Here is a 14,222-nt window from a genome sequence, read left to right as displayed (position 1 = left end):
CGTCGTGCAGCAAAGGTGGATAGAAATCTCGGACGTCTTGCAAAACGGGTTTGTGCACATTCTGCCCTGTGGATATGCAGCGGGTTCTCCACAGACCTGCAATTGAGGTTGCCAACGCCGGATGCTGTTGATTTGCCACGGACAAATTTTTTTTTTGAAAACATGCATCTCAGGTTTACAACCAATAACTGTATAGAACATTAATAGTAATAAGTAAGGGTGACCATCTTCTGTGGACAACCCGGTTAACGAGAACAAAATCATCCACTTACGATGCGCATAAGGCAGTGCACTAGTTATCCGGCTTCCTGGTGGCAAATCTGGACAACATTTTCGCTTGTGTACAAAAGCGTAGTTCTGCACAAACCGTACCTGTGGATATCCATTTGCTTATCCACAGGCAGGGTCTGGACAGGCGTTTACGTTCTGGTAAGCTGTGTTTCATCGAGTCAGCGCCAAGGGGAGCCGCATGGAATTCGCGTCGCTGTACGCCACCGTCAATGGCCTGAACATGCACTACGTGACAGCTGGCGACGGTCCACCCGTCATCCTGCTGCACGGTTTCCCCGACACCCACGAGGTCTGGCGTCGTCAGATTCCTGCGCTTGCCGCAGCGGGTTTGCGTGTGATTGCCCCTGACCTGCGTGGCTACGGCAAAACCGACATGCCGCAGGACGTTGGCGCTTACGCCGTGTCGTTCCTTGCTGATGATGTGCTGCGATTGATGGATGCGCTGGGAATCGAAAAAGCAGTCGTCGTCGGTCATGACTGGGGCGCATTGATCGGCTGGCACCTTGCCATGCATGCGCCACAGCGCATCGTCCGGTACGCCGCCTTGTCGGTCGGTCATCCCAAAGCAATCGCTGCATCAGGACTTGGGCAGAAACTGCGGTTCTGGTACATGCTGGTGTTCAAGACACCCGTGGTCGCCGAAGCCTTGTTGAAAGCAGGGGACTGGGCCGCACTCCGAAAAATGATCCGCAGTCGTGAACAGCAAGAGATCTGGATCGCGGCGCTTGCGCCGCCAGGTCGGTTGACAGCTGCATTGAATTACTACCGCGCTAATTTCAAGCCGTCATCGGCGCGAAACTGGTTGCCAGTGGACGTGCCGGTGATGGGCGTCTGGAGCGAACACGACCCGGCTCTTTGTGAACAACAGATGCTCGATTCGCGTGGTCAATGTACTGCCGGTTTTCGTTATGAACGCATCGATGGTGTTGGCCATTGGCTGCAGCTTTCTGGCGCAGATCGCCTGAACGCATTGCTGCTCGATTTCGTGAAGTCACCGATCGACTGATTCTTGGTGGAGCACTTACGACTTGCCGTAAAATTGCGGCTCGTACATTCCACCCAAACGTTCCCATGATTGATGTTGTCTGGCTCGGCGGCGCTGCGTTCGCCGCTGGCCTGGTTGATGCCGTTGTCGGCGGCGGCGGCCTGGTCCAGCTTCCCGCCATGTTCTCTCTATTGCCGAAAGAAGTCCCGGCAACGATCCTCGGTACCAACAAGTTTGCAGCAATCTTCGGCACCGGCTCGGCTGCGGTGGAATACTCGCGTCGGGTGAGGGTGGCCTGGAGTACTGCGGCGCCCGCAGCTGCCGCCGCGTTTGTGCTCTCCTTCGCCGGCGCCTGGACGGTCACGCGCGTACCTGCGGATTTCGTGCGTGCCTTATTGCCGATCATTCTGGTCGCGGTGGCGGTCTACACGTTCAGAAAAAAAGATCTGGGTTCGGTGCACGCACCTATGCACAGTGGCCTGGCGGAGCGGTATTGGGCAATCGGCATCGGCGCTGCGATCGGTTTCTACGATGGGTTCTTTGGCCCTGGTACCGGCAGCTTCCTGATTTTCCTGTTCGTGCGATTTTTCGGATTTGATTTTCTCAGTGCTTCAGCCGCAGCCAAGATCGTCAACGTCGCCTGCAATTTTTCCGCGCTGATGTGGTTCGGCTACAGCGGCCATATTTTATGGCAGCTGGGGTTGTTGATGGCAGGTTGCCAAATCGCCGGGTCGTTGTCGGGTACGCGACTCGCTCTCAAGTACGGCAGCGGCTTTGTGCGCAAAGTGTTTCTGTTTGTTGTCAGTGCCTTGATTGTGAAGACTGCCTATGATGCGTTCACAAAGCTGGGTTGGTAGTCCCATTGTTCCACGTGAAACAAGTTGAAGCCGGTTCCGACCGGCTTTTTCTTTCGGACGTTCCACGTGAAACAATCGGATTGACAGATCAGCCTGACGTTTCACGTGAAACAAAATTCGTCGTTTTCTGACGGTCGAAGAATCTGGCAGCGGAAAAGAATCTATAATCGCGCATTAGTCTCCTCGCCTCACATCCCATCATGCTATTTCCTACTGAATTCGACGTCATCGTCGTCGGCGGCGGCCATGCCGGTACCGAAGCTGCACTTGCGTCTGCACGCACCGGTCAAAAGACCCTGCTGCTGACCCACAATATTGAAACCCTCGGCGCCATGTCGTGCAACCCGTCGATCGGCGGCATCGGTAAAGGCCATCTGGTCAAGGAAGTCGACGCCCTTGGCGGCGCAATGGCCATTGCAACGGACGAAGCCGGAATCCAGTTCAGGATACTGAATTCCTCAAAAGGCCCGGCCGTGCGCGCGACCCGTGCGCAAGCCGACCGCGTCCTGTACAAGGCGGCAATTCGCTCGCGCCTGGAAAACCAGTCAAACCTGTGGCTGTTTCAGCAGGCAGTCGAAGACCTGATTGTCGAGGGCGACCGCGTCGTTGGCGCCGTGACACAAGTAGGTCTGAGCTTCCGTGCACGCGCTGTGGTACTGACGGCCGGTACTTTCCTGGACGGGAAAATCCACGTCGGCCTGCAAAATTATGCCGGTGGCCGCGCGGGCGATCCACCGGCGACGTCGTTGTCGGCACGCCTGAAGGAACTCAAGTTGCCGCAGGGCCGCCTGAAAACCGGCACGCCGCCCCGGATCGATGGCCGCAGCATCGACTTTTCGCTGCTGACCGAACAACCTGGCGACCTCGATCCGGTGCCGGTTTTCTCGTACATGGGCAATGTGGCGATGCATCCGAAACAGGTGCCATGCTGGGTCACGCATACCAATGAACGTACGCACGACATCATCCGGGCAGGGCTCGACCGCAGCCCGATGTACACCGGCGTGATCGAAGGTGTCGGACCGCGCTACTGCCCATCGATCGAAGACAAGATCCACCGCTTCGCCAGCAAGGAGTCGCACCAGATTTTTCTTGAGCCGGAAGGCTTGACGACCAACGAGTTCTATCCGAACGGAATCTCGACCAGTCTGCCATTCGATGTGCAGCTGGCACTGGTGCGCTCGATGCGCGGCATGGAAAATGCGTTCATCCTGCGGCCCGGTTATGCGATCGAATATGATTATTTTGATCCGCGCGGCTTGAAAGCGTCGCTGGAAACCAAGTCGATCAAGGGCCTGTTTTTCGCCGGCCAGATCAACGGCACCACCGGTTACGAAGAAGCGGCGGCCCAGGGTTTGCTGGCCGGCCTGAACGCCGCGCTGCAAACCCAGGGCAAGGATGCCTGGACGCCGGGTCGTTCGGAAGCGTATCTCGGCGTACTGGTCGACGACCTGACGACGCAAGGTGTGGCCGAGCCATACCGCATGTTTACCAGCCGCGCCGAATATCGCCTTTCGCTGCGTGAAGACAATGCCGACATGCGCCTGACCGAAATCGGCCGCAGTCTGGGCCTGGTCGATAACGCGCGCTGGGCGGCGTTCGAAACCAAGCGCGAATCCGTCGCGCGCGAACTGGAACGCCTGCGTTCAGTCTGGGTGAATCCACGCATCCTGGCGGTCGCTGAGTCGGAACGCATCGTCGGCCAGCCGCTCGAGCGTGAATACAATCTGGCCGATCTGCTGCGCAGACCGGGTGTGAACTACGACATCCTCATGACGATGAGCGGTCTTGAAGGCCAGAGCCTGGCCGGCCCGGGCGTTGACGATCCCGCCGTGAAGGAACAGGTCGAGATCCAGCTGAAGTATTCCGGCTACATCGATCGCCAGGCGCGCGAAGTCGAGCGTCACGATCACTACGAAAACATGAAGCTGCCCGAGAACCTGAACTACCTGGATATCGAGGCGCTGTCGTTTGAAGTACGCCAGAAACTCGACAAGCAGCGGCCTGAAACGCTGGGCCAGGCTTCCCGCATTTCCGGCGTGACCCCGGCGGCAATCTCGCTGTTGCTGGTGACGCTGAAAAAGCGCGGTGCCAAAGGCTTTGCCACGACTGCAGCCGAGGTGGCCGAATGAAATATGCATTCGATCACGATGCACTGGCAGCGGTACTGGATCAGGGCATCAAGGACATGACGCTCGCCGTTACACCGGAACAGCAGACCAAGCTGATGGGCTATCTGGCACTGATGAACAAGTGGAACGGCGTCTACAACCTGACGTCGCTGCGCGATCCGCACCAAATGGTCACGCATCATCTGCTTGACTCGCTGGCAGCAGTGCCGGCATTTGCTGATGCCCGTAATGTGCTGGACGTGGGAGCAGGGGGAGGATTGCCGGGCATCGTGCTGGCCATCGTGCGACCGGACATGAAAGTGTCGATGATCGACACCGTGCACAAGAAAACCGCGTTCCTGAATCAGGTGAAGGCAGAACTGAAGCTGACCAACGTCAGCGTGCACACGATGAAAGTGCAAGACCTCGTTGTAGAAGACAAATTCGATGTGATCACGTCACGCGCATTTGCCGACCTGTCCGACTTCGTCAACTGGTCGGGTCATCTTCTGGCCGTGGGCGGGAAATTCATCGCCTTGAAAGGCGTCGCGCCAAGCGAGGAGCGCGAGCGCCTGCCGCAGGATTGGAGAGTCGTGGATCTGCAGCCCCTGTGGGTGCCTAGACTGCAGGCAGAGCGACACTTGGTATTCATCGAGCGAGCCGCATAAAAGCTACCAACAGTACATACTATATAAATAGTACCAACTGTACTAACCGTACTATCTGTATTAATCGTATAAACAGTTTATATCGTTTATTTCATATAAATCGCCGCAACGGTTTTACGGTATGAACGATATGATGCCTTGATGTCGCATCCAGGAAAGGAAAAGATGGCGAAGATTTTTTGCGTTGCGAACCAAAAGGGTGGAGTAGGCAAGACCACCACCAGCGTCAACCTGTCCGCAGGCCTGGCCAAACTGAACCAGCGCGTGCTGCTGGTCGACCTCGACCCGCAGGGCAATGCCACGATGGGCGCAGGCATCAACAAGGCCGAGCTGGCCGCGTCGATCTACCAGGTGCTGCTGGGCGAATCCGATGTGGCCACGGCGCGCGTGCGCTCGGAAGCAGGGCGCTTCGATGTGCTGCCTGCCAACCGCGAGCTGGCCGGCGCCGAAGTCGAGATGGTCGCGCTCGAGAACCGCGAGCGGCGCCTGAAGGAAGCACTGGCCGCAGTGGCCGATGACTACGACTTCATCCTGGTCGACTGTCCGCCCGCGCTGTCGCTGCTGACACTGAACGGCCTGTGCGCCGCCGACGGCGTGATCATCCCGATGCAGTGTGAATACTATGCGCTCGAAGGCTTGTCCGATCTGGTCAACACGATCAAGAAGGTCCACGCCAATCTGAACACCGACCTGAAGATCATCGGTCTGCTGCGCGTGATGTTCGATCCGCGCATGACGCTGTCGCAACAGGTCTCTGGCCAGCTCGAGCAGCATTTCGGCGACAAGGTGTTCAAGACGATCATCCCGCGCAATGTGCGGCTGGCCGAGGCGCCGTCGTACGGCATCCCCGGCGTGACGTTCGACCCGTCCTCGAAAGGCGCGCAGGCATACATCGCCTTCGGCGCCGAGATGGTCGAGCGCATCAAGAGCATGTAATCAATCAAAAAGCTGACAAAGAGATGGCAACCAAAAAACTCAAGGGACTGGGCCGCGGCCTCGACGCCCTGCTCGGCGGCGACCTGGACGCCGCACCGGCCGTGCCGAACACGCCGTCCGTGCTCGCCGTGACCCAGATTCAGGCCGGCAAGTACCAGCCTCGTACGCGCATGGACGAAGTGAGCCTGTCGGAGCTGGCCGCATCGATCAAGACCCAGGGCATCATGCAACCGGTGCTGGTGCGCCCGTTGCCGCCGGGTAGCACGACGCCGTATGAGATCATTGCTGGCGAACGGCGCTTCCGCGCGGCGCAGATGGCGGGCCTGGATGAAATCCCGGTGCTGGTGCGCGACGTCGACGACCAGGCTGCGGCCGCGATGGCGCTCATCGAGAACATCCAGCGTGAAGACCTGAACCCGCTCGAAGAAGCGCAGGGTATCAACCGTTTGATTTCGGATTTCAATTTCACGCACGAACAGGCAGCGGGCGCCGTGGGCCGCTCGCGTAGCGCGGTCTCGAACCTGCTGCGCCTGATCAACCTCGCGCAACCGGTGCAGACGATGCTGATGGCCGGCGACATCGACATGGGTCACGCCCGTGCCTTGCTGGCGGTCGACAGCGCGCACCAGATCACGCTGGCCAACCAGGTCATCGCCAAGCGCTTGTCGGTGCGCGAAACGGAAAAACTCGTCACGCGCGCGCTCGACGAACACAACGCGCCGGCACAAGCTGCCCGTGCGAAAGACAAGTCAGGCGACATCGTGCGGCTCGAAGAAGAGCTGTCGGACAAGCTGGCGACCCCGGTTGTGTTCAAGATGGGCCCGAAGGGCAGGGGCCAGATGATCATCGATTTCGCCGACCTCGACATCCTTGACGGCGTGCTGGCGCGCCTGCGCGGTTGACCGGCAACTGGCTGAAGGCAGGGTAGGCGGTGACCGAACTACCCTGCAATGTGACACCCGCTGCCTACACCATCTGGCGTTAAGTTGTTGAAAATAATGCCCAATCCACCTGCAACGTGTCACATTTTCGTCATCTTTACAGCGCAGTTATAAGTAGGGAATCGTTTGACTCACATCCGTATAACCACTTATAATTCCGGCGATTCATGTAATTACCACCACGTAGCACGTCCACTGCGCCAGCGCGAAGACCTATAAAAATATGCTGCGCATCGTTTCCCTGCAGTTGATTGCAACAGTTCTCGTTGGCGTGATCGCCGGATTACTGGGGGGATGGCCTGCGGCGTTTTCTGCGGTACTTGGCGGTTTGAGTTGCGTCGTGCCCAACGGAATCATGGCAGTGCGCCTGTTTGCCGCATCAGCAAGTGGCACGGCGAACCCTGCGACATTTTTCATATGGGAATTTATAAAGATTGCATTGACGCTGGCGCTCCTGGGCGCGACGGCGTGGCTGTACCGCGATCTGAACTGGCTGGCATTGGTCGCCGGAATCATCGTGGCGCTGAAAAGTTACATATTCTTATTATTTAGGCAATGACATGGCGACTCCAACCGTAGACGGCGCAGCCCACGCGCCCACCGCATCAGAATATATCCGGCACCACCTCGGCCACCTGTCGACTGGCCATCAGAACGGTCCTGTCGACTTTTCCGTGATCAACATGGACACCGTGTTCTGGTCGGTGGCCATGGGCATCGTCGGTTCGCTGATCCTGTGGAGCGCTGCGCGCAACGCTACCGCCGGCGTGCCTGGCCGTTTCCAGGCTGCCGTCGAGATGCTGTTTGAAATGGTTGACGATCAGGCCAAGTCGATCGTGCACGGCGACCGCAGCTTCATCGCGCCAGCCGCACTGACCGTGTTCGTCTGGGTCGCCCTGATGAACTGCCTGGACTTTTTGCCGGTCGACATGTTCTCGTCGGCATTTGCCGCCCTGGGCGTCGAGCATCTGTTCCCGTATCACCGCGTGGTCCCGACCGCCGACATCAACGGCACCATCGGTATTTCGCTGGGCGTGCTGGTCCTGATGATCTACTACGGCATCAAGATCAAGGGCTTCGGCGGCTGGATCCACGAACTGCTGGCAGCACCGTTCGGCATCTGGATGGCGCCGTTCAACCTGCTTCTGAATATCATCGAATACGCAGCAAAAATGGTGTCGCTCGGTATGCGACTGTTCGGCAACATGTTTGCCGGTGAGCTGCTGTTCCTCTTGATCGCACTGTTGGGTGCATCGGCTACCGCATTCGGTGTCGTTGGCCACATCATTGCTGGTTCCATCTGGGCGATCTTCCACATCCTGATCGTGTTCCTGCAGGCATTCATCTTCATGATGCTGACGCTGGTCTACCTCGGTCAGGCTCACGAAGGCCACTGATCGGCGCCGCAAGCATCGAAACAGATAGTGGTTGTAAAGAAGTTGTAGTTTTTAATCTAGTTTTCAATTTTAACTTTTGGAGTTACACATGACTGACCTTTCTTTTGTTGCACTGGCTTGCGGTTTGATCATCGGCCTGGGCGCTATCGGCGCTTGTATCGGTATCGCGATCATGGGCGGTAAGTACCTGGAAGCCAGCGCACGTCAGCCAGAACTGATGAACACCCTGCAGACCAAGATGTTCCTGCTGGCTGGTCTGATCGACGCTGCGTTCCTGATCGGTGTTGGTATCGCCATGCTGTTCGCGTTCGCTAACCCGTTCGTTCCAGTCTAAGACGCGCTTCTCGCTGTCTTGAAGGGCCGAACCAGTTCTGGTTCGGCATCCGTGTTTCTGTAAGAAGGAAAAAACCGTGAACATCAACTCAACGTTGTTTGTCCAGTTCGTGGTCTTCTTTATCCTGGCGATGTTCACGATGAAATTCGTGTGGCCGCCACTGATGAAGGCGCTCGATGAGCGCGCCGCGAAGATTGCAAGTGGCCTGGCCGCTGCAGACCGTGGCAAGGCCGATCTGGCTGCTGCTGAAAAGCGTGTCCAGACCGAACTGGCTGGCGCCCGTGACGAAGTCCAGAAGCGCATCAACGACGCTGAAAAGCGCGCTGCTGCGATCATCGAAGAAGCCAAGCGTACCGCCGCTGACGAAGGCGCGCGTATCGTTGCCGCCGCCAAGGCTGACGCCGAGCAGCAAGTCAACAGCGCACGCGAAGCACTGCGTGGCCAGGTTGCCGCCCTTGCGGTCGCCGGCGCCGAGCAGATCCTGAAGCGTGAAGTGAACGCAGCGGCCCACGCCGACCTGCTGTCGCAACTGTCGACCGAGCTCTGATCATGGCAGAACTCGCAACCGTCGCCCGCCCCTACGCCGAAGCGCTGTTCCGTGTCGCCCAAACCGGCGACATGAACACGTACTCGGCCATCGCGTCGGAACTGGGCCAGATTGGCGCCAGTGCCGACGTGCAGACCTTCGCCAGCAACCCGATCGTCACGCACGCACAACTGGCGGACACGATTGCGTCCCTGGTCAAGTCGCCGCTGAATGCTGAAGCGAAGAACTTTATCGCGATGCTGGCCGAGAATGGCCGCATCAACCTGCTGCCCGAGATCAGCACCCAGTTTGCGCTCCTGAAAAACGCGAACGAGGGCGCTGCCGATGCGATGATCCATAGCGCGTTCGAGATCTCGGCCGACCAGCTGGCGCAGCTGGTCGCCACGCTGGAAAAGAAATTTGGCCGCAAGCTCAACCCAACGGTAACAGTGGATCCATCGCTGATCGGTGGTGTGCGCGTGGTCGTCGGTGACGAAGTGCTCGATACCTCGGTTCGCGCCAAGCTGCAACGGATGCACGTTGCGCTGGCCAACTAATACGACGTATCGACTGGCACGCGCCGGCGTTCCCGCCCTTGCCCTACGCATCAAGAAACTATAATTGGAGTTAGCAAGCATGCAACTTAACCCATCTGAAATCAGCGAACTGATCAAGAGCCGAATCCAGGGCCTCGAAAGTTCGGCTGACGTTCGCAATCAAGGCACGGTGATCTCGGTCGCCGACGGTATCTGCCGCATCCATGGTCTGTCGGACGTGATGCAGGGCGAGATGCTGGAATTCCCAGGCAACACCTTCGGCCTGGCCATGAACCTCGAGCGCGACTCGGTCGGCTCGGTCATCCTGGGTGCTTACGAGCACATCTCGGAAGGCGACATCGTCAAGACCACCGGCCGTATTCTGGAAGTGCCGATCGGTCCTGAACTGTGCGGCCGCGTGGTCAATGCACTGGGCCAGCCGATCGACGGCAAAGGTCCTGTCAACGCCAAGCTGACCTCGCCAATCGAAAAGATCGCGCCAGGCGTTATCGCGCGTGAATCGGTCTCGCAGCCAATGCAGACCGGTATCAAATCGATCGACGCGATGGTGCCGATCGGCCGTGGCCAGCGTGAGCTGATCATTGGTGACCGCCAGACCGGTAAATCGGCTGTTGCAGTCGACGCGATCATCAACCAAAAAGGCCAGGGCGTGACCTGCGTGTACGTCGCGATCGGTCAGAAAGCATCGACCATCAAGAACATCGTGCGCTCGCTGGAAACGCACGGCGCGATGGAATACACCATCGTTGTTGCTGCATCGGCGTCGGAATCGGCCGCCATGCAATACATCTCGGCCTACTCGGGCTGCGCGATGGGCGAATACTTCCGCGACCGCGGCGAAGACGCACTGATCGTATACGACGATCTGTCGAAGCAGGCAGTTGCCTACCGCCAGATCTCGCTGCTGCTGCGCCGTCCACCAGGCCGCGAAGCGTACCCAGGCGACGTGTTCTACCTCCACAGCCGCCTGCTCGAGCGCGCAGCACGCGTGAACGCCGACTACGTGTCGAAGTTCACCAACGGCGCCGTGACCGGCAAGACCGGTTCGCTGACCGCACTGCCGATCATCGAAACGCAAGCTGGCGACGTCTCGGCATTCGTGCCGACCAACGTGATCTCGATTACTGACGGCCAGATCTTCCTGGAAACGTCGCTGTTCAACGCCGGTGTCCGTCCTGCGATCAACGCCGGTATCTCGGTGTCGCGCGTCGGTGGTGCTGCCCAGACCAAAGTCATCAAGAACCTGTCCGGTGGTATCCGTACCGACCTGGCCCAGTACCGTGAACTGGCTGCGTTCGCGCAGTTCGCATCGGATCTGGACGAATCGACCCGCAAGCAGCTGGACCGCGGTGCGCGCGTGACCGAACTGCTCAAGCAGCCACAGTTCTCGCCACTGTCGACCTCGCTGATGGCCGCATCGCTGTTCGCCGTCAACAAGGGCTACCTGGACGATATCGAAGTCAAGAAAGTGCTGCCATTCGAGCACGGCCTGCACGCCTTCCTGAAGTCGGGCCATGCAGCGCTGCTGGCGAAGATCGACGAAACCAAGCAACTGGACAAAGACGGCGAAGCAGCATTGGCCGCGGCCGTTGCTGATTTCAAGAAATCCGGCGCATATTAATCTGTGGGCCGGCGTCGCCCCATGGCGATGCCGGTGCCTGGAAGGAGTAAGGACTCATGGCAGCAGGCAAAGAGATTCGTGGCAAGATCAAGAGCGTAGAGAATACGAAGAAGATCACCAAGGCGATGGAAATGGTCGCCGCATCGAAAATGCGCAAGGCGCAGGAACGTATGCGCGCCGCCCGTCCCTACAGTGACAAGGTTCGTAACATCACCGCCAATCTGGCCACTGCAAACCCGGAGTACACGCACGCATTCATGGCGCAAGCCAAGGACGTGCAGGCAAAGGCAGTTGGTTTCATCGTCGTCACGACCGACAAGGGTCTGTGCGGCGGCATGAACACCAACATCCTGCGCCAGGTAACCGTCAAGGCGCGCGAACAGGAACAGGCGGGCAACCGCGTCGAGGCAGTTGCCATTGGCAACAAGGGCCTGAGCTTCCTGAACCGTGTCGGCATGAAGCTGGTGTCGCAAGCCACGCAGCTGGGCGATGCACCGCAACTGGACAAGCTGATCGGACCGGTCAAAGTGATGCTGGACGCGTACCAGGAAGGCAAGCTCGATGCTGTCTACCTGTGCTACACCAAGTTCATCAACACGATGAAACAGGAAACCGTGGTCGAGCAACTGCTTCCGCTGTCAGCCAATTCGCTGAAAGCCGATGCAGGCGCCACCAGCTGGGACTACATCTACGAACCGGAAGCACAGGTCGTCATCGACGAACTGCTGGTGCGTTACGTGGAAGCGCTGGTCTACCAGGCAGTGGCAGAAAACCTGGCGTCCGAGCAATCGGCACGCATGGTCGCAATGAAGGCCGCGAGCGATAACGCCGGCAGTGTCATCAGCGACCTCAAGCTGGTCTACAACAAGACCCGTCAGGCGGCGATTACCAAAGAACTCTCCGAGATCGTGTCGGGCGCCGCAGCTGTTTAACAGCGCCGCCCGTGGGGATGGCGTCAAGCGGGTTAGGCCCGCTACGCTGTCCCCGACCGATCAAAGCAAAAAAGAATTTAACTAAATATCTGAAGGAACGAACATGGCTGATGGCAAAATCGTTCAGTGTATCGGCGCAGTGGTTGACGTGGAATTCCCACGTAATGCCATGCCGAAAGTGTACGACGCACTGAAAATGGAAGGCTCGGATCTGACCCTGGAAGTCCAGCAACAGCTGGGCGACGGCGTGGTCCGTACCATTGCTCTGGGCAGCTCGGACGGCATGCGCCGTGGCATGATGATCCAGAACACCGGCAAGCCAATCATGGTCCCGGTCGGCACCCCGACGCTGGGCCGTATCATGGACGTGCTGGGCAACCCGATCGACGAATGCGGTCCGGTCAGCCACGAGCGCATGGCGTCGATCCACCGTGACGCGCCAGCCTACGACGAACTGTCGCCATCGACCGACCTGCTGGAAACCGGCATCAAGGTCATCGACCTGGTCTGCCCGTTCGCCAAAGGCGGTAAAGTCGGCCTGTTCGGCGGCGCCGGCGTCGGCAAGACCGTCAACATGATGGAACTGATCAACAACATCGCCAAGGCACACTCGGGTCTGTCCGTGTTCGCCGGCGTGGGTGAGCGTACCCGTGAAGGTAACGACTTCTACCACGAGATGGCCGATGCCAAGGTCGTTGACCTGGAAAACCCTGCCAACTCGAAAGTGGCAATGGTCTACGGTCAGATGAACGAACCACCAGGCAACCGTCTGCGCGTCGCGCTGACCGGTCTGACCATGGCGGAAGCGTTCCGTGATGAAGGCAAGGACGTTCTGTTCTTCGTCGACAACATCTACCGCTACACCCTGGCCGGTACCGAAGTCTCGGCACTGCTGGGCCGTATGCCATCGGCAGTGGGCTACCAGCCTACGCTGGCCGAAGAGATGGGCCGTCTGCAAGAGCGCATCACCTCGACCAAGACCGGTTCGATCACGTCGATCCAGGCCGTCTACGTCCCTGCGGATGACTTGACCGACCCGTCACCGGCAACCACCTTTGCTCACCTGGATTCGACCGTCGTTCTGTCGCGTGACATCGCCTCGCTGGGTATCTACCCTGCAGTCGACCCACTCGATTCGACCTCGCGCCAGCTGGACCCGCTCGTCGTCGGTGAAGAGCACTACGCCACCGCGCGCGCTGTGCAGAACACGCTGCAGCGCTACAAGGAACTGCGTGACATCATCGCGATTCTGGGCATGGACGAGCTGGCACCGGAAGACAAACTGGTCGTGGCACGCGCTCGCAAGATGCAGCGTTTCCTGTCGCAGCCATTCCACGTCGCTGAAGTGTTCACCGGCGCGCCGGGCAAGTACGTTTCGCTGAAAGACACGATCAAGGGCTTCAAGATGATCGCATCGGGCGAACTGGATCACCTGCCGGAGCAAGCGTTCTACATGGTCGGCACGATCGAGGAAGCTATCGAGAAAGCCAAGAAACTGGCTGCTGGTTAAGTCGCTTTCTTCCACTGAAAGACACACATGGCAAACACATTTCAAGTCGACGTCGTCTCGGCCGAAGAGCAGATCTTCTCCGGCCAGGCCGAATTCGTCGCGTTGCCGGGTGAAGCGGGTGAGCTGGGTATCTACCCGAAGCACACCCCGTTGATCACGCGCATCCGCCCGGGCGCCGTGCGCATCCAGGTTGCCGGTGGTGGTGAAGAGTTCGTCTTCGTCGCTGGCGGTATCCTCGAAGTGCAGCCGAACGGCGTGACCGTGCTGGCCGACACCGCGATCCGCGGCGCCGACCTGGACGAAGCGAAGGCAACGTCCGCGAAGAAGCAGGCTGAAGACCTGATGCTCAATCAAGAGTCGAAGATCGACTACGCAAAAGCCCAGGCCGAAATGGCCGCGGCAATCGCGCAGTTGGCGGCGATCCAGCGTCTGCGTTCGAAAGGCCGTTGAGTTTAGTACAAGCTCGGCAACAAGAAAGGCAGCCTGCGGGCTGCCTTTTTTTTCGTCAGTGCACATGGCAGCCCCGCACCGTCCGGCACGTGTCAGGCCAGGTAAA

15 protein-coding genes are annotated in these 14,222 nt (G+C 58.8%); all 15 read left to right on the top strand.

From position 1 onward, the window contains the following. Positions 1-469 precede the first annotated feature (469 nt). The 15 genes from AC56LH_RS21240 to AC56LH_RS21170 all read left to right on the top strand — a co-directional run bounded on the left by AC56LH_RS21240 (position 470) and on the right by AC56LH_RS21170 (position 14,116). The gene (locus AC56LH_RS21240) at positions 470-1,297 is read left to right on the top strand and encodes an alpha/beta fold hydrolase (protein ID WP_499649439.1); all 828 of its coding nucleotides are present in this window, start codon (positions 470-472) and stop codon (positions 1,295-1,297) included. A gap of 65 nt (positions 1,298-1,362) precedes the next feature. After that, a complete protein-coding gene (locus AC56LH_RS21235) occupies positions 1,363-2,133 on the top strand; it encodes a sulfite exporter TauE/SafE family protein (protein ID WP_499649437.1) in 771 nt (256 codons plus the stop codon). Between the two features lie 200 nt (positions 2,134-2,333). Then, the gene (gene mnmG, locus AC56LH_RS21230) at positions 2,334-4,265 is read left to right on the top strand and encodes a tRNA uridine-5-carboxymethylaminomethyl(34) synthesis enzyme MnmG (RefSeq protein WP_499649435.1); all 1,932 of its coding nucleotides are present in this window, start codon (positions 2,334-2,336) and stop codon (positions 4,263-4,265) included. Then, a complete protein-coding gene (gene rsmG, locus AC56LH_RS21225) occupies positions 4,262-4,912 on the top strand; it encodes a 16S rRNA (guanine(527)-N(7))-methyltransferase RsmG (protein ID WP_499649433.1) in 651 nt (216 codons plus the stop codon). The genes mnmG and rsmG overlap by 4 nt, the downstream gene beginning before the upstream one ends. A 165-nt stretch (positions 4,913-5,077) precedes the next feature. After that, positions 5,078-5,848, top strand: coding sequence for a ParA family protein (locus AC56LH_RS21220; RefSeq protein WP_499649431.1), 771 nt, complete (start codon positions 5,078-5,080; stop codon positions 5,846-5,848). A gap of 23 nt (positions 5,849-5,871) precedes the next feature. Further along, the gene (locus tag AC56LH_RS21215; RefSeq protein ID WP_499456139.1) at positions 5,872-6,750 is read left to right on the top strand and encodes a ParB/RepB/Spo0J family partition protein; all 879 of its coding nucleotides are present in this window, start codon (positions 5,872-5,874) and stop codon (positions 6,748-6,750) included. 262 nt (positions 6,751-7,012) lie between these two features. Continuing rightward, positions 7,013-7,348, top strand: a complete 336-nt coding sequence (locus tag AC56LH_RS21210; protein ID WP_183554861.1) for an ATP synthase subunit I — start codon at positions 7,013-7,015, stop codon at positions 7,346-7,348. A gap of 1 nt (position 7,349) precedes the next feature. Further along, positions 7,350-8,186: a F0F1 ATP synthase subunit A gene (atpB, locus tag AC56LH_RS21205; RefSeq protein ID WP_499649428.1), complete on the top strand. Its 837-nt coding sequence runs from the start codon at positions 7,350-7,352 to the stop codon at positions 8,184-8,186. A gap of 88 nt (positions 8,187-8,274) precedes the next feature. Continuing rightward, a complete protein-coding gene (atpE, locus tag AC56LH_RS21200) occupies positions 8,275-8,520 on the top strand; it encodes a F0F1 ATP synthase subunit C (RefSeq protein ID WP_183554857.1) in 246 nt (81 codons plus the stop codon). 76 nt (positions 8,521-8,596) lie between these two features. Beyond that, positions 8,597-9,067 (top strand): F0F1 ATP synthase subunit B, encoded by a 471-nt coding sequence (locus AC56LH_RS21195; protein ID WP_482896753.1) that lies wholly within the window; start codon positions 8,597-8,599, stop codon positions 9,065-9,067. A 2-nt stretch (positions 9,068-9,069) separates the two neighbouring features. Continuing rightward, positions 9,070-9,603, top strand: coding sequence for a F0F1 ATP synthase subunit delta (locus AC56LH_RS21190; RefSeq protein ID WP_499649426.1), 534 nt, complete (start codon positions 9,070-9,072; stop codon positions 9,601-9,603). Positions 9,604-9,682: 79 nt separating this feature from the next. Then, positions 9,683-11,224 (top strand): F0F1 ATP synthase subunit alpha, encoded by a 1,542-nt coding sequence (gene atpA, locus AC56LH_RS21185; RefSeq protein ID WP_183554851.1) that lies wholly within the window; start codon positions 9,683-9,685, stop codon positions 11,222-11,224. A 56-nt stretch (positions 11,225-11,280) separates the two neighbouring features. Then, a complete protein-coding gene (gene atpG / locus AC56LH_RS21180; protein WP_183554849.1) occupies positions 11,281-12,156 on the top strand; it encodes a F0F1 ATP synthase subunit gamma in 876 nt (291 codons plus the stop codon). Between the two features lie 103 nt (positions 12,157-12,259). Next, positions 12,260-13,666: a F0F1 ATP synthase subunit beta gene (gene atpD, locus AC56LH_RS21175; RefSeq protein ID WP_183554847.1), complete on the top strand. Its 1,407-nt coding sequence runs from the start codon at positions 12,260-12,262 to the stop codon at positions 13,664-13,666. A gap of 27 nt (positions 13,667-13,693) precedes the next feature. Then, on the top strand, positions 13,694-14,116 hold the full coding sequence (locus AC56LH_RS21170; RefSeq protein WP_183554845.1) for a F0F1 ATP synthase subunit epsilon: 423 nt from the start codon (positions 13,694-13,696) through the stop codon (positions 14,114-14,116). The last annotated feature ends 106 nt before the right edge of the window (positions 14,117-14,222 follow it).

It is taken from the genome of Telluria sp. LT1R51-2 (assembly GCF_059685775.1).
The sequence above is the reverse complement of the archived record's forward strand: the minus strand, read 5'-3'. Positions and strand labels throughout refer to the sequence as shown.